Origin of the sequence: Vibrio sp. 1-1(7), from assembly GCF_013048485.1 — a bacterium.
GTDB lineage: Bacteria > Pseudomonadota > Gammaproteobacteria > Enterobacterales > Vibrionaceae > Vibrio > Vibrio fujianensis.
In genome coordinates this window covers 26,743-42,620 of record NZ_VHSP01000002.1, presented here as the reverse complement: position 1 = coordinate 42,620, position 15,878 = coordinate 26,743, and the positions used below count along the sequence as shown (strand labels likewise).

The following is a 15,878-nucleotide window of genomic DNA, read 5'->3' as shown; positions in this document are numbered from 1 at the left end:
TGTATTTGAGAGCTTTTTATCAGTTTAGGCAACAGGAGAAGGGGTTTTCTCCGCCTTTTTCCAAGGAAAAACGAGGAGAAGGAAAATGCCTAATGCATAGAGCATCGACCAGCCTAAACAGAGAAATACCGCGCTGCATAAAAATAAGGCAATCGTTGCTAGTAGTTTGGCAAATCCACTTAACAGTTTACAGGCGGCAAACATTGCCAGTAGGTAAACCAAAATAAAAATTCCGTTGGCCAATTTCAGGAAAAACTCAAGATCAATACCTGATAGCTCTCCTAAAATACACGAGATAAGCAAAATAAAGCCCACAACCCAAGTCGCATTGGCTGGAACGCCACGAATGGATAGCCGAGCAATTGCGCTTTTCGGACGGTATTCTCGGGCTTGTGCCCAGACCATACGCGATAAACTCTGGGTATAAAGGTTAATACTGGCAAAGCAAGCTAAGAATCCAATTAGGCTAATGACGGCAGCTAATTGGGAGCCAAATAGTTGATCGCTTAACCATGGAATGGAAGCACTGTCAAACTCAGGGCTCCCGTAGGCTCCAAATTTTAAAATAACGGCAGAACAAGCCCAATAGGTGGCTCCTGCAACAAAACAGCCGACCAAAATGGCAATTGGAAAATCACGCTGCGGGTTTTTAAATTCTTCGCCCATATGAGCAAAAGCTTCTATGCCCACAAAACACCAAAACATGACACCTAAAGCGGCCCCGATTGACCAAAGAGAATCGTGAGTTAATGCTGGCATGATTAAGTCTTGTGTCGTGACTTCGCCTACCCAGAAAAAACTGGCTACGAGAGCGAAAATACTTAATGCGATCCCCGTTTGCAGGCGTCCTGATGATTTTGTGCCGGCAAGATTAACCCCGATTAACAGTGCGATGGTCAGCGCTTGGCAAAAAACGGGGTTGGCTAACGGTGCGGGTAACAATGCTTGCAAAAATCCAGCGGCAAGGGCAACGGCAGCTGGAACGCCAACAGGAATAACACTGACAAATAGCCATGCAACGGCACGCTCTAAGCGAGCATTAAAGGCTTTACGCACAAAGTAGGCTGTGCCCCCTGCGTTAGGGTAGCGTTTGCCTAATGCAGCAAAAGTGAGAGCGATGGGGCAAATCGCGATAAATAAAATAAGCCACGCCCATAAAGAATATTTTCCCGCTATTCCTGCTGCAATCGCGGGGATCATAAATAACCCGGTTCCCATTAGCGTTGTGGAAAGTTGTCCGATACCAGACAATAAAGTGATATCCTTATTCAGTTGTTGCACCGTGTTGTTTCCTATCGTGAAATCATCACCTGTCCTTATAAAGGGCGGTCTTTTCGCTAAGCATACCCCTAAGCTCAGTAATGTGCATTAGGTAAAATACCGGTTGCAATTGGCCGAACATCTAACGTCACCATAAGTGATGGGAAATTTTTATCAGTAAAGGTTATCGAAATGACGTTAACAGTGTGGTTTTCTTTATTAAGTGTTTCTATTTTAGGAGCAATGTCTCCAGGGCCAAGTCTGGCTATGGTGGCAAAACATAGCTTAGCAGGTGGGCGTAAAAATGGGTTAGCAACAGCCTGGGCTCATGCGCTGGGGATTGGAGGATATGCGTTTATTACTCTTGTCGGCCTTGCTGTAGTGCTACAGCGCTCTCCACTACTTTTTAGTTTGATTAGCTACGCAGGTGGGGGATATTTAGCCTACTTAGGTATTAATGCATTACGTTCGAAAGGTGGGGTAGCGGCAAAACTCGAATCCGGTGAGTCGGTGAGCATAATTCAGTCGGCTAAAGAAGGGTTATTGATTTCTCTGCTTAACCCCAAAATTGCCTTATTTTTTATCGCACTTTTTAGTCAGTTTGTTTCGCAAAGCAGTGAGCTAGTCAGTAAAATCATTATCATCGTCACACCATTTATCATTGATGGGCTTTGGTACAGCCTGATTACGTTATTGCTTTCTAGTCCGAAATTGCTGGATAAATTACGAGCGAGGGCCGTAGTGATTGATCGCTTATCTGGATTGGTCCTCATCGCTTTGGCGATCAGAGTGTTGATCTCGGCGTGAGACTTCTTCGAACTCTCCTTCGATCACATCACTGTTTTCATTATTTTTTGCTTGATGGAATGGACGGCGTTTTAATTGTTTTTCTAAGCGTTTACCCGTGATAAGCGCAACGATCATTAGTGGAATCGCCAATAACAAACTGAAAATCAAAGCGAAAAGCCCACATACCAGTGTGAGTGTGGTGACTAAAAATCGATACATAATCCTTACTCCGATACGTTATGAGCCATCATCATAACGTATCGAAGAGGAATAAAAAATCAATACATATATTTAAACTCACTAGGGCTTGTTTACCTTTCAAGCTGATTTTTGCCGCAGTTTGTGGTTTCTTTAGACAAGGCAGAGGCCTTGACATTGTATCGATCTAAAAATCAGGATTAAGAGCATAATAAACACGGTTGCAGTGAATGAATCATTTCATCCTTAAATTGATCAAGCCACAGATATCTTTCTCGATACATTTTTCTTTTAGGGCGTTTGATTTCTTCCATTGCTTTTCTTTTAGATTCAATTGGTAACGCATAGAACCATTGGTCATGTTCAGTACCATCATGTTCTTGCCACAATTGATCGTAATTTAAATTTATTTTCTTGTTGTACCGTTTGGCATTATAGATATGGGCTGAATTTTTTATAGCATAAATATGTTCAATAGCTAGATGTTGAGCAATAATTTGCAATGCTTCTACCATAAATGATTTAGGTCTTAACCCGAACACCGCTTTGGTAAATAGTCGGCTAAAGCCGTTATCATTCGTTGTACCTTGTATACATCCAATCAATATTTTATTGTTTTGAAAAGTAAATCCTAGGGTGTAATATGCATCCCCACTGGCATTTTCAAGTGATAGTGCTAGTTCACCCTCTTTTCGTATTTTTCCATCAAAGCTGAGTGTTAATGGATACCTATCGTCTCCGATAGGTATTTCCGCTAAATATAATTTTTCTGTATGAATTTTCTCAATGGCTAGACGCTGAAATCGATGTTCTAACCAAGAATGGTGGTCATCGAGTAGTTGAATAATCTGATTCTTATTCATGCCAACATGTAAAAAAGGAATCATACATTTCATTAAATAATTAGGTTGGCGAATGAAAAGGTATTTTCTGTCGTGATTGATAAATAATTTCACCATTTGCTGGAAATGGGAAGCATAGATATAAGAGCGGAGTATAAACTTACTAAGCTCTTTTATACGGTGTCTTTTATTATGGCAAGATGCTGCCTTGGCTAATTGTAAACGCAAACTAAAAACCATGAATAATTACTATGATCTAGAATTACTGAATTATACACATATAGATAGAGAGATCTATTTGATTGTTTTTCAAGATTGCAATCTAGTTATTTCAATAAAGGAATAACCATTGTTGTATTCATGAGATTGTTTTTTATTGTGATATCATTTTCTAAGAAAATACATTCAGGCGAATTATATTTATCCTCAAACAACTCTAAGTTGTTTGAGGATAAATATAATGGTGTGACATAGAGATAACCAAACTTTATGAGCACCGATACAGCATACGATGAAGATAGACAACGAAGGCGGCGATAATTTTTGTCGGCTGATGAGGCGTTAATGAATCTTAAAAAAAGCCGCCAATATCAGCAATAATGGCGGCAAATTTGGAGGAATTCCCGTCAGATCTGAGTATAGCGTCACTCAGCCCATGCGGATTTATTTTTATTATGCTGTGCAGTTCATGGTTTCACTGCATCGGGTAAGTTGTATAGCGAACCCCCATCATTTGCTCCATACAATGAATCACTTGGCAGCTATAACCAAATTCGTTGTCATACCATACATAAACAACGCAGCGGTTACCTTGGGCAATGGTAGCGGCTCCATCGACAACTCCAGCATGGCGAGAACCTACCAAATCAGTTGAGACAATTTCGGTTGAATCACTGTAATCAACTTGCGCCGACAAAGGAGAATGAATCGCAATACCGCGTAGATATTCGTTTAATTCCTCTTTGTTGGTTTCTTTTCGCAGATTGAGGTTTGCGACCACCATTGAAACATTCGGTGTTGGAACGCGAATCGAATTTCCGGTTAATTTACCTGAGAGTTCTGGGAGTGCTTTTGCCACCGCTTTTGCCGCTCCCGTTGAAGTTAAGACCATATTGAGTGAAGCTGAACGACCGCGACGCTGCCCCTTGTGGAAGTTATCAATAAGATTTTGATCGTTCGTGTAGGAATGAACGGTCTCAATGTGGCCTGAAACGATACCATACTGGTCATTTATCGCTTTTAAAATCGGCGTAATAGCATTGGTTGTGCAACTGGCGGCTGAAATGATGTTATCACTGGGTTGGATAATCGTTTCATTAACCCCAAACACCACATTTTTAATATCGCCTTTGCCTGGGGCGGTGAGTAAGACTTTACTGGCTCCTGGGGAGGCAAGATGACGGCTTAACCCTTCGCGATCACGCCAAACGCCAGTATTATCAACGATAAGGGCATTTTGAATATCAAATTGGGTATAGTCGACCTCCTGAGGAGAGTTGGCGTAGATCACTTGAATGAAATTACCATTGGCAATTAGGGCATTTCGTTCATGATCAACGATAATGCTACCATTAAATTGACCGTGTACTGAGTCTCGTCTTAATAAACTTGCACGTTTATCAAGATCGCCATCTTTGCCTCCTCGAACCACAATGGCTCCCAAGCGAAGTGGATAGCCGGGACCACTCTTTTCAATCAGTAAGCGAGCCAGTAATCGGCCAATACGGCCAAAACCATATAAAACCACGGTTTTAGGCTGATGGATTGTTTCGCCATTTAATACTTCTCGAAGTGTGGTCTGTAAATAATCTTGTAACGCATGTTGATCATCATGCTGTTGCCAGTATTGATGGGCGAGTTGGCCAAGATCGATTCGGCAAGGCGAAACGGTCATTCTAGCAAGGGATTCTAAAAGTGGCATGCTTTGCTCAAGTGCTAAAGACGCCCCGATATAGCGTCGTGCGACTCGGTGAGTTTTAATAATATCAATGGTTGTCGCATTAACCAGCGTTTTACCAAAGAGTAGAATTTCAACGCCTTGCTGGCGATAGAGTTGGCCAATTAGAGGCGGCATAGATTCAGCAATTGTTTGGCTGACTTGCCAGTCTAAAAGATATTTTTCTGGACTTATTTTCACTTGGGGACCTTTCACGTTTTGTTGAGCACTATGTTCATTGCTATAACGTATGAACATGAGAAACATTTGTTCTCTCTTGCTTGAGTTGCCACGTTGCTGGAGAGATTGCTTTTCACTTGAACCTTGGTGATTTCATATTGAAAATAGCCGGTTTACACCGATCACAACATCAACTCATTTGAACAATTAAGAGAGACAATCTCTATTGTGTTTGATATCGAGTTATTTGTTATTTGTTATTTGTTATTTTTATGTGTCGGCATTGTAATCTCCTATCAGTTATTCTGCTAGGAAAATTAATAACCCTATTTTTCGCTTATTTTTATGTAATATATAGTGGATATGGGGGGAGAATGGCTAATATGACGGGATTGACAACGTTAATAAAAGAGACTTATTTCGTATTAATAACGTGTCATATCTTATGAATAAGTGAAATATGAATGCATTATTTCAACAAAAGTGTGATTTGAATTTGTTTTTAATCTGAAAAGGTAAACAAATAGATGAAAAAAAATACAAGTTTTGACTTGTTGAGAAAGTTACCAGAAATCAAGTTGAAGGAATGACTGAGACTCAAACGGAGGTAAAAAAGAAAGCGACGGAGTAGGAGAACTTCGATAAAATGACTGCACGAGATTAAAAGGTAACCACATTGAGCGTACAAACTCAATGTGGTGTTTAATAATCACATTAAACTTGAGAGGTGTGGATGTCACTAATCGGTTTAAGCTCTTTAATGGGCAACCAATTTACTTTAACCCCCGCTTGCAAAAACATATCTTGGCTGACCTTAATTTTATCTCCCCAACGAGAGAGAAAATCCTCAGATTGCTCCGGGCAATGAACCGCAGAAATACCTGTTTGGATAATTTTAGCGGCACAATTCGGGCATGGAAAATGGGTGACATAGATTTCACAGCCATCTAAATCACGCTTAGCAAATAAAATAGCATTTTCTTCTGCATGTAAGGTTTTTAAATACTTCATATCGCGATCATCGGTATTCGCACTGTCTGAAATGCCGTGTGGATAGCCATTAAAGCCAACAGACACGATACGATTATTTTTAGTTATGACGGCACCGACTTGAGTGGATGGGTCTTTACTCCAAGAGCCGACTAATTCTGCCATTTGGTAAAAGCGTTGTGCCCATTTTGAAATCATGGTGTGGTTTCCTTAACAAAGAGTCAATCGCAATGTGATCGGTAACTGAAGTGCTCATGATCCGTATTTTTATTCATAGAGTCTAGAGAAATTTAGTGTGGCTAATTCGAATACTCTTTTTATTATGATATCCCCTTCCTACCTGCAACTCCAAGTGGTTTGGGTATAGGTGAGGGCATAGAAATGAGATCTCCACCAAGGTTTCTTGTGGATCATAAAAATGACAAAAGGTTATTATAGGATTTATATTGTGCGAGATCTCTTACATATTGTGTAAGAAATTGGTGGTTGATAGCAATGGAAATGAACTGTTTGTTATTTAACTGATTGTTTTAAATGTTATTTTTTTTGGCTTATTTTAAGGTTTCGTCATTTTATTTTTTCGCTAACTTGCAGAAAAATTAGGATAACGTAACGTTTAATTGTCGGCAGGAAGCAGACACGGAACAGGAAAGGCCCAAGGATTGGTCATCTTCAGGAAGAAGATTCGATAATTCAGGATGAATTATCGGCATGGAAAGCGAACAACATTAGCTGGAAGCGACTAACGAGGATGGTTATTACGGAAGGTTAATGCAGATATGGAATAAGGAAAAATGCTGTCAGGACGACAGGAACAGGACACCGCTAGGAAGGCGATGAAAGGGATTGTGCTAAAGGATTTAGCTGACTATCAAGGAATAGATGCAGGGAGCACCTATCAGTAGCCGGATTGCTGCGAGCAAGAATAGAACCCCACTAGGCGTAAGCTTAGTGGGGTTTCTTTATTTTAGGCTTTACACCAGTGATTTCAATGCGGTTTTTGTTGTTGTCCTGAGGTAACCGCTCAATATTAAAAATAAACCCGCTATGAGCGGGTTTATGCAGTTAACGAGTGACATTGACGGTAATTTGCAATTTCAGCGGTAAATTTGATAAACGCTTTTCAAGCGTACGACGCGTGTGTTCAATATCTTCAACAAGAATAACACCGCAGTCCTCTTCTGGATAAAGATCAATATCGACCCATAGTTCGGGGCCTACTTTAGTCAGTCCAGCTAATTCAATATCCTGTTCTGATTCTTTGCCTGCAGCGATGACGCTTTGATCTACGGTTTTACAAAGCTCCTTGCTAGGAGCCATGAGAAAAATTTCTCGTAATGCTGATTTAACCATCCCATATGGTACTTTTAAGAAATAAAAGGACATAGCAAGCATCATTAAAGGATCGGCATAAACAGCATAGTGAGCGAAAGGAGAAATACTTACGCCTAACGCAACAATGAAACCAGCTGTAACCGCAACACTTAGTAGTGTATCCATTTGCCATTGTTTGACTTCTGCGGAGATTAAGCCAGAAGCGTACCGTTTGCTTAGCTTGGCCATATACCACCAAGCGAAGCCACAACCGATGACATTAATCGCACCAAATAAGGTCGCAATCGATGGATCAACTTCTCGTCCACCAGTGAGCAAGGAGCTGACCGCCGAATATAAGGAATAGGATACAAGCATTAAGATCACGATTCCCTTTATAGCTATCACCGCCGGTTCAAATAATGCTCGTCCAAATGGAAATTGATGGTCTGAGGGTTTTCGAATAGAGCGAGCTGCGATGAGCGACAATAATGTTAACAGTAAACTGATTAAAGAATAGACACCATCAAAAACAATAACTAATGAACCTACAAGTAAACCAACAATAAGGCCGCCACCTGCAAATATAGAGGCAATAAGGGCTGAGAAAGTCAATACACGATTTTCATTTAAACTTGTTCGGGCACACATAACACACTATTCCAATAAAAAACTATAGCTATTGTGGCCCAAACTAGGGTTAATACAATGGTTATTTACTACTCACTGAGGCTGAGAGAGGGAAGGTTTATCAAATATCATTATATAACAATAGATTAGATGAACTTTCTAGCGTCATTTATTTTGTCGCTGGCTGCTATTACCGATTTAAAAATCAAATAAATAATCGCTGAGCTTATCAGCAAGCCAAAGCATGGCTGGGTTCTCCGCTCCACCTGTGGTCGTAAACATGCAATAATCTTCTTGAGTTAGTCCATAAGTATGACGGATGACAGTTAATCGTTGTTCGCGTAAATGATGGCGAATCAGTGGTTCAGGTAATACACCCCAGGCACTTTCTGTCAAAATGGTGCCTAGCATATATTCAAAACTTGAAAAACCGATATAACGACGAGAAAACGGTTCTAAATTAGAGTTATCTTGCTCATTAAGATAGACCATCACGGCTTGCATTGATTTTCGTAAATCTTCATCAGTAACAGGCTTTAGTTTTGTCAATGGGTGGTGGACACTACACACTGACATCATCCGAATTTTTCCTAATGGTTGATAACGAATTCGGGGATCATCTAAACGTTCATAATCAACCCCACATGCGAAATCAACTTGCTGCGTCGCGACTAAGTTGGCTAAGTCACCGCTGGATGCAAGTACAATATTAAATGAGGTATTAGGAAATAATTTATTTAAAGAGTGAGCAAGATCTTGCCAAAGTATCTCCGGTAATGAGTCATCTCGAGCAATCCACATTTCTGCGGCAAATTCATCGGAAACCTGGGAGCAGGTATGTTTAATCCGAGTCGCGGTGATGAGTAAACTTTGGCAGTCCTTATAAATCGCTTTTCCGGCTTCCGATAAAGAAACTTGGTTTCCGCTGCGTATAAATAACTCAACCTTTAGTTCATTTTCCAGAGCCTTAATGGCCATGCTGAGTTTAGTTCGGTTGCATTCCAACTGACGAGCGGCTTCGGATACTGAACCTGTATCCGCGATAGTACAAAATGCTTCTATTTGTGACAGATTCATTGCATTCTCAATAAATGAAAAGTGACGATTAGGGTTAGGCCGAAGATTTTGACACTATCTTCGTTAAAATCCTATTTTCTTGATGAAAATTGTACTTAAACGCTATGAAATTTACGCTATTTTGGTTTAATCTTGGCACATTGCCCAACTACAAGAAGTAATACGGAGACCATGATGGTACACGACTGGGACAACTACGCAGCAAATTGGGAAAATGATCCAATCAACCTTGATTTTTCTTATCATGTTTTTCAGCAGCTACAAACAATAACCGTATTGGATGGTAAGCATATACTTGATTTCGGTTGTGGTACTGGGTTACTCAGCCAATATCTCTCCCCTTTGTGTAAAGATATTGTGGCGTTGGATAAATCTGAAGCCATGATCGAAGAGCTGGATAAAAAAGAACTCGTTAATGTTGAACCTGTGGTTGATCACTTAAGTCGTGGGCTGGTTGCCCAACATCCGGCTTTTCGTAAACAATTTGACCTGGTGCTTGCCGCTGCTGTTTGCGGCTACATCTCTAACTTTCAAGAAGCTGCCGATATCGCCTACACCCTGTTAGATGAAGGTGGCCAGTTTATAGTGTGGGATTGGTTATCTGATCATGGCAATTTAGCATATGGGCTCAGTGAAACAGAGATAGTTAATGTTTTAACTCAATCTGGTTTTGCTCGCATCGATGTGTCTCATGCTTTTGATATTCAGACACCTCAAGGCCTTAAAAGCGTGCTGATGGGGCTTGGCCAAAAATAACGGTATTTCTTACATCATACTCAGCAGGCTAAATTTTTCTGGCTGAGTACGGTGATCTGTTTTTCCTCTCTTTTTACGGATTCATAATGACGATACCTAAGCGACTTGCAGTGGTAGATAAGCGGTAAGTGAGTTTATTCCATGGACATAGATCGCCTATGTGATTGGGGTAAACGAACGTAGCCAATACCAATACCGCTACATCTTCAAGTCAGATCTTCAAGTAAGAAAGGGATATACAGGTCTCTGCTTGTTAGGGTCAACAGACTCTAGCAAAGCCTGATCTTTGTTACATCATAAATTTGTCATTTCTCATTCATATAATTGTCATTACATTTACACATCTAATCATTTCTCTTCTCTGATTTATTTTTTTTCATATTTTTTTGTTTAATAAAAACAGATTCTTACATGTTATCTTTCGGTTTTCGTGATCAATAAAGGGTTGAAATTATCCTTTCAGCTGTTAGTTTATAAAAGGAATTTGTTTAGAGTTCTAATTGAATATGTGGCAAACAATGATGACAGCATCACCTTGGGTTGCATACCCAGAAATTATGCAAAACACTCAGGACGAGTGGACGTTTCGTACTCCAAACCGAACAGATGGAAAGCGTGTGCATGATCTTATCGCGCAGTGTTCGCCGCTGGATGAGAACTCCGCTTACTGCAACTTTTTGCAATCGATACACTTTCACAATACGTGTGTGGTTGCTGAACGTAACGAAGAGATGGTGGGTTTTGTATCAGCCTATCGCAAGCCGGATAAGTCGAATGAACTCTTCATTTGGCAAGTCGCCGTGAGTCAAACCGCTCGTGGTATGGGTCTGGCTTTCCATATGCTGAACGAACTACTAACTCGTGATGATCTACGTGACATTACTGTGTTGGAAACCACCATTACCCGTGACAATCAAGGTTCTTGGAGCCTATTTAAGAAACTTGACCGAGCACATGGCGAACGCGGTGAAGTATCAACGTTTCTTGATGAAACCCGCCATTTTCATGGTGAGCATGATACTGAATATTTATATCGCATTCCGCTACATTCACGAACTAACCAACAAGGATAAATCCCATCGCTATGGATATCTTTAAAAAGAAAGAATCAAACGTTCAATCTTACGCCAATAATTTTCCAGTCGTATTTTCTACGGCAAAAGGAAGCTGGCTATATACCAAAGATGGTGATGCCTATTTAGATTTTCTAGCGGGAGCAGGCTCGCTGAACTATGGCCACAATAACGCCATCTTTAAACAGGCATTGCTTGATTATATTGATAAAGACGGTATTACGCATGGCTTAGATATGCACTCAGAGGCGAAAGCAGGCTTTTTACAAGCACTGCAAAACCTGATTTTCTCGCCACGAGGCTTGGACTATAAAGTTCAGTTTACTGGGCCAACCGGAACTAACGCGGTCGAAGCTGCCATGAAGCTGGCCCGTAAGGTCACTGGACGTACTAACATTGTTGCATTCACCAATGGCTTCCATGGTTGTACCTATGGTGCATTAGCGGCGACAGGCAATCAACATCACCGTGGTGGTGCCAGTTTGGGGTTATCAGGTGTGACGCGCTTACCTTATGATGGCTATGCCGATATTGATGGCTTAGCTTTGTTTGAAACAATGCTAAATGATCACTCTTCGGGATTAGATAAACCAGCCGCTGTGTTGCTAGAAACCGTACAAGGTGAAGGTGGACTGAATGCCGCCTCCAAGAGTTGGTTACAAAAATTAGCCAAAATATGTAAGACACATGGCATTTTAATGATTGTCGATGACATTCAGGCTGGGTGTGGCCGTACCGGAACCTTCTTTAGTTTTGAACCGGCAGGCATTAAGCCAGACATTGTCACTCTGTCAAAGTCAATCGGCGGATATGGCTTACCGATGGCAATTGTTCTATTTAAACCCGAGCTAGATGCGTGGAAACCGGGTGAGCATAACGGCACCTTCCGTGGCAATAATCATGCATTTGTGACAGCGACTAAAGCGCTGGAAACCTATTGGGCGAATGATGAGTTCGAGCACCATATCAAAGCGCGTGCTGAACAAGTGACAAATGTGATTCAACAATCGCTTCGTCGCTTCCCAAGCCTATTTACTCGTTTAAAAGGACGAGGCTTGATGCAAGGCATTGAGTGTCAAAATGGCGAGATTTCCAACAAAGTGGCTCGTGAGTGTTTTCGTCTTGGTATGGTGATTGAAACAGCAGGCCCTGATGATGAAGTGGTGAAATTTTTCTGCCCACTAACAATCAGTGAAGATGAGCTAGAACAAGGTCTAAATATTTTCCAACAAGCGGTTGAAAATGTGGCCCCAAATTTTATTCAAAAAGCGTCTTAAGGAAAAATCATGATTGTTAGAACATTAGAAGAGTGTCGTCAAAGTGAACGTCGTGTGGTGGCAAAAACGTGGGAAAGCGTTCGTATGTTACTCAAAGACGACAAGATGGGTTTTTCATTCCATATTACAAATATTTACCAAGGCACCGAGACACATATTCACTATAAAAATCACTTAGAATCCGTGTATTGCGTTTCTGGGGAAGGGGAAATTGAAGTGGTTGGCGGAGAAACGTATCCGATCAAACCAGGTACGTTATATATTCTTGATAAGCATGATGAACATTACTTACGTGCTTATAAAGGGGCGGATATGGTGATGGCGTGTGTCTTCAACCCACCGTTGACTGGTGCTGAAGTCCATGATGAAGATGGCGTCTATCCCATCGTCGAATAACATCAATCCGTATTTAATACAAGGAGACCTCATGTCTTACACCGTAGAAAAAATCGGTGGTACTTCGATGTCTGCATTTGATGCAGTCCTCGATAATATTTTACTGAAACCGAACAATCCTTATGGTCGAGTATTTGTGGTTTCAGCTTATTCAGGGATGACCGATGCCTTACTCGAATGTAAACGTACGGGTAAACCAGGCATTTATCAGATGATTGCTAAGCGTGATGAAGGCTGGCAAGAAACCATGTATGAGCTTGAACAGCGCATGCTGATGATCAATGAAAATTTATTTGCCGATCCAATGAGCCGGATGCGGGCCGATAAGTTTATCCGTTCACGTATCTCAGAAGCGGTCAATTGTGTAAATAATATTTTGCAAACTTGCCAGTATGGACAGTTTTCTCTACGCCATTATTTACCGCAGATTAGAGAATTCCTCTCTTCGATTGGGGAAGCGCACAGCGCCTATAATACGGCTCTAAAATTAAAAGCGCTGGGTATTAATGCCCGATTTGTGGATTTGTCAGGATGGAATGAAGAGACGCGAGGCAAGCTTGATGAAGTCATTGAGCGTGCTTTTGCCGATATTGATGTCACGACAGAGCTGCCTATTGTGACAGGTTATGCTTATTGTGACGAAGGGCTGATGAAAACCTATGATCGTGGTTACAGTGAAATGACCTTTAGCCGGATTGCGGTATTGACCGAGGCCGATCAAGCCATTATTCACAAAGAGTATCACTTAAGTTCTGCTGACCCTCGTGTCGTTGGGCCGGAAAAAGTAAGTCCGATGGGGCAGACTAACTTTGATGTCGCCGATCAACTGGCTAACTTAGGCATGGAAGCGATTCACCCCAATGCTGCTGCTGGATTGAGAAATAAAGGCATTGAACTTCGCGTCAAAAATACCTTTGAGCCAGAGCATGCAGGAACGTTGATTGCTAACCACTATCAACCAGAAGCAAATAAAGTTGAGATCATTGCTGGACGTAATAAAGTCTTTGCCTTACATATGTTTGACCAAAGCATGGTTGGCAGTGTCGATAATGCCAGTTACGAATTGATGGAAATCATTGCTGAGGCGAAAGTTCATTTGGTGGGTAAGGAAATGAATGCAAACTCAATGACTTACTACCTCAGTGGCACGAGCGATAACCTTAACCATGTGCTGTATAAAGCGGAAAAACGTTATCCTAATGCTACCATTTCTGGAAAAATGGTAGCGTTAATCTCTGCGATTGGCGCATCAATCAATACCAATTTTGCATTAGGCAAAGGGATGCAAGCTTTAATCGAAGCTGGTGTAAATCCTATGGCAGCTCACTCTTCAATGCGAAACGTCAACGTTCAGTTTGTCGTTGAAGACAGTGATTATAACAGCGCTATTTGTTCGTTACACCAAGCGTTGATCGTTGATCAAAACGGCGGTAAACGAAACAATAAAAAAGTAAAAGCGGCCTAGTTGAATAGCAACCCCCCATGGATTTTGATCTGTGGGGGTTTTGTTTTTTCTTTCAGTCCGTGTGGCTTGAATGAGTATTAATGGATGGTTGGCGCTAACCATTGTGCTAATTTTCTTAAGTCCACTTGGATGACCCAGCGCACGGGTTGGGTCACTGCCAGGGGAGACTGAGGCAAGGAAAAAATCACATCTTGACAGCGCTGTGGAAAAGCCATAGCTGCTGGCCATTGAGTACTCTTGTTGTTGGTGGCTGATTCAGTAATTTGTAAATGCATTGTCGGGTATTGATTCATCTTCACCTCTCCTGATTGAGGAGAACTCGGGATCTTCTCTATCTATCATCAAAGCAAAGCTGGTGTATCCTATCTATTTTTCACCGCTTGCGCTTATCATTATAAATAAGGGGCTAAGAATAGAAGTTCAAGGTGAAAGTGGCTGAAATCATGAAAAAACGCGGGCGATGCTATTGCTAGAACTATCGTCATCGTTTTTATCGTTTATTCCTTCAGTGAAGTTGTGATTGGTCCAGTGATCGCTGAAACGCTGCCTTGTCCGTCTAACTGAGTACGAAACATCATACTGTTAGCGATGCAAGCTGTTAATGGTGCTACTATCACCAGTGATAAGCTTCCTATCAATGTTCTTGCGACTTCACTGGCGATTAACTTCATATTGAAAATCTGCATTAAGCTGGTTTCTCGGCTAATAAACAACATTAATAATGTCAAAAAACCACCCGAGTATGCCAGTAATAGGGTGGTTGTCATAGTACCAATTACTGCATTTCCAACTCTAAAGCCTGAGCGAAGGAGCTGTTTTTTATTCATGTCTGGATTGGTGAGTTTGAGCTCTTCCATCGTTGCGGCCATTTCCATCGCTACATCCATGGCCGCGCCGCTAGCACCGATTAAAACGGCCGCATAAAGCACATCAAGCATATTGAGATGCATACCCGTTTCGAATAGTAAAAGTTGTGCCATGGGTTGTGCCATTCCATCAAGTCTGAGTAATTGCCCGCATACTAGGCAAAGTAATGCGGTGATCATCAAACCAATAAGGGTTCCTGCAAATGCTGCTTTTCCTTTATTGGTCCAACCTGCGATAGAAAAGATAATCAGTGCACTCAACGCGATAAGTGTTGCGGTCGTGATAAGTATTGGAGGATAACCCGCAACCAATCCCGGAATTAATAGTTGCCAAATAATCAAGACTGACCCCACAAAAGAAAGCAGTGCTCGTAACCCAATATGACGGGCATAAGCGAGCAGCGCAATTGCAAAAAATGCAAATAACATCATCAAATAAGGTAGCCGATAATGAGAGAGCGCTTTGATATGGTGAACTTGCCCATTTTGATTGTGCTGTATGGCGACTAAAATCGTATCTCCCGACTGATAAAATTCATCGTATTCCAATGTCCCCGTAAGTAAATTGAAGGCAGAATAAGATTTTCCAGGATACTTTTTCAGCTCCACGGTTAAGATTTGTGTTCCAATACGGTTACTGCCAATGACCGAGAGTTGGCTATTATCACAGGCAAGCACGGTGGCAACGTGTTCGGGTTGTGTGTTTTTATTAGCGTAGCTACCCTCGTAGACTACAAAGCAGAGCAAGACCGTAACGGCCAGATAGATGCCTCGCATGAATTTCTCCTTATAAGAAAACGGAAGCGCTGTTGGCTTCCGCATTCAATCG

Annotated in this window: 15 protein-coding genes; 6 read left to right on the top strand and 9 right to left on the bottom strand. The window is 41.4% G+C overall.

Translation table 11 applies throughout. The features are described from left to right. Positions 1-24: 24 nt before the first annotated feature. On the bottom strand, positions 25-1,281 hold the full coding sequence (gene yjeH / locus FKN05_RS08275) for an L-methionine/branched-chain amino acid transporter (protein WP_099610876.1): 1,257 nt from the start codon (positions 1,279-1,281) through the stop codon (positions 25-27). A 171-nt stretch (positions 1,282-1,452) separates the two neighbouring features. Here yjeH and FKN05_RS08270 point away from each other — a divergent pair, with 171 nt between their 5' ends. Next, on the top strand, positions 1,453-2,067 hold the full coding sequence (locus FKN05_RS08270; protein ID WP_170887273.1) for a LysE family translocator: 615 nt from the start codon (positions 1,453-1,455) through the stop codon (positions 2,065-2,067). On the opposite strand, the gene FKN05_RS08265 is transcribed toward FKN05_RS08270, so the two are convergent. The 6 genes from FKN05_RS08265 to FKN05_RS08240 form a co-directional block, all read right to left on the bottom strand. Beyond that, positions 2,014-2,268: a hypothetical protein gene (locus FKN05_RS08265; protein WP_099610874.1), complete on the bottom strand. Its 255-nt coding sequence runs from the start codon at positions 2,266-2,268 to the stop codon at positions 2,014-2,016. The two genes, FKN05_RS08270 and FKN05_RS08265, sit on opposite strands and share 54 nt — an antisense overlap. Before the next feature lie 179 nt (positions 2,269-2,447). Then, positions 2,448-3,317 (bottom strand): VirK/YbjX family protein, encoded by an 870-nt coding sequence (locus tag FKN05_RS08260; RefSeq protein ID WP_099611080.1) that lies wholly within the window; start codon positions 3,315-3,317, stop codon positions 2,448-2,450. 466 nt (positions 3,318-3,783) lie between these two features. Beyond that, complete coding sequence (locus tag FKN05_RS08255) at positions 3,784-5,220, bottom strand: glyceraldehyde-3-phosphate dehydrogenase (RefSeq protein ID WP_170887541.1); 1,437 nt, start codon at positions 5,218-5,220, stop codon at positions 3,784-3,786. Positions 5,221-5,919: 699 nt separating this feature from the next. Then, positions 5,920-6,393: a dCMP deaminase family protein gene (locus tag FKN05_RS08250; RefSeq protein WP_099610873.1), complete on the bottom strand. Its 474-nt coding sequence runs from the start codon at positions 6,391-6,393 to the stop codon at positions 5,920-5,922. A gap of 867 nt (positions 6,394-7,260) precedes the next feature. Next, a complete protein-coding gene (locus tag FKN05_RS08245; RefSeq protein ID WP_099610872.1) occupies positions 7,261-8,160 on the bottom strand; it encodes a cation diffusion facilitator family transporter in 900 nt (299 codons plus the stop codon). A gap of 177 nt (positions 8,161-8,337) precedes the next feature. Continuing rightward, complete coding sequence (locus tag FKN05_RS08240) at positions 8,338-9,216, bottom strand: LysR family transcriptional regulator (RefSeq protein ID WP_099610871.1); 879 nt, start codon at positions 9,214-9,216, stop codon at positions 8,338-8,340. A gap of 174 nt (positions 9,217-9,390) precedes the next feature. On the opposite strand from FKN05_RS08240, the gene FKN05_RS08235 reads away from it, so the two are divergent. The 5 genes from FKN05_RS08235 (at position 9,391) to FKN05_RS08215 (ending at position 14,183) form a co-directional block, all read left to right on the top strand. Further along, positions 9,391-9,972: a class I SAM-dependent DNA methyltransferase gene (locus FKN05_RS08235; protein ID WP_170887540.1), complete on the top strand. Its 582-nt coding sequence runs from the start codon at positions 9,391-9,393 to the stop codon at positions 9,970-9,972. A gap of 518 nt (positions 9,973-10,490) precedes the next feature. Continuing rightward, entirely contained in the window at positions 10,491-11,045 is a 555-nt protein-coding gene (ectA, locus tag FKN05_RS08230) for a diaminobutyrate acetyltransferase (protein ID WP_170887272.1), read from the top strand. Positions 11,046-11,056: 11 nt separating this feature from the next. Then, entirely contained in the window at positions 11,057-12,322 is a 1,266-nt protein-coding gene (ectB, locus tag FKN05_RS08225; protein WP_161427377.1) for a diaminobutyrate--2-oxoglutarate transaminase, read from the top strand. Between the two features lie 9 nt (positions 12,323-12,331). Beyond that, positions 12,332-12,718: an ectoine synthase gene (locus FKN05_RS08220; RefSeq protein WP_161430420.1), complete on the top strand. Its 387-nt coding sequence runs from the start codon at positions 12,332-12,334 to the stop codon at positions 12,716-12,718. A 31-nt stretch (positions 12,719-12,749) separates the two neighbouring features. Continuing rightward, positions 12,750-14,183 (top strand): aspartate kinase, encoded by a 1,434-nt coding sequence (locus FKN05_RS08215; RefSeq protein ID WP_099610866.1) that lies wholly within the window; start codon positions 12,750-12,752, stop codon positions 14,181-14,183. A gap of 77 nt (positions 14,184-14,260) precedes the next feature. Here FKN05_RS08215 and FKN05_RS08210 read toward each other — a convergent pair whose 3' ends face one another. Next, positions 14,261-14,476, bottom strand: a complete 216-nt coding sequence (locus FKN05_RS08210) for a hypothetical protein (RefSeq protein ID WP_170887271.1) — start codon at positions 14,474-14,476, stop codon at positions 14,261-14,263. A 204-nt stretch (positions 14,477-14,680) separates the two neighbouring features. Beyond that, positions 14,681-15,826: a YibE/F family protein gene (locus FKN05_RS08205; RefSeq protein WP_170887270.1), complete on the bottom strand. Its 1,146-nt coding sequence runs from the start codon at positions 15,824-15,826 to the stop codon at positions 14,681-14,683. Positions 15,827-15,878 lie beyond the last annotated feature (52 nt).

Bases quoted from the DNA above. Each gene is read 5' to 3' on its own strand.
- FKN05_RS08270 (WP_170887273.1), top strand. From the start codon at position 1,453: ATGACGTTAACAGTGTGGTTTTCTTTATTAAGTGTTTCTATTTTAGGA.
- FKN05_RS08265 (WP_099610874.1), bottom strand. From the start codon at position 2,268: ATGTATCGATTTTTAGTCACCACACTCACACTGGTATGTGGGCTTTTC.
- FKN05_RS08250 (WP_099610873.1), bottom strand. From the start codon at position 6,393: ATGATTTCAAAATGGGCACAACGCTTTTACCAAATGGCAGAATTAGTC.
- FKN05_RS08245 (WP_099610872.1), bottom strand. From the start codon at position 8,160: ATGTGTGCCCGAACAAGTTTAAATGAAAATCGTGTATTGACTTTCTCA.
- FKN05_RS08240 (WP_099610871.1), bottom strand. From the start codon at position 9,216: ATGAATCTGTCACAAATAGAAGCATTTTGTACTATCGCGGATACAGGT.
- FKN05_RS08235 (WP_170887540.1), top strand. From the start codon at position 9,391: ATGGTACACGACTGGGACAACTACGCAGCAAATTGGGAAAATGATCCA.
- ectA (WP_170887272.1), top strand. From the start codon at position 10,491: ATGATGACAGCATCACCTTGGGTTGCATACCCAGAAATTATGCAAAAC.
- ectB (WP_161427377.1), top strand. From the start codon at position 11,057: ATGGATATCTTTAAAAAGAAAGAATCAAACGTTCAATCTTACGCCAAT.
- FKN05_RS08220 (WP_161430420.1), top strand. From the start codon at position 12,332: ATGATTGTTAGAACATTAGAAGAGTGTCGTCAAAGTGAACGTCGTGTG.
- FKN05_RS08215 (WP_099610866.1), top strand. From the start codon at position 12,750: ATGTCTTACACCGTAGAAAAAATCGGTGGTACTTCGATGTCTGCATTT.
- FKN05_RS08210 (WP_170887271.1), bottom strand. From the start codon at position 14,476: ATGAATCAATACCCGACAATGCATTTACAAATTACTGAATCAGCCACC.
- FKN05_RS08205 (WP_170887270.1), bottom strand. From the start codon at position 15,826: ATGCGAGGCATCTATCTGGCCGTTACGGTCTTGCTCTGCTTTGTAGTC.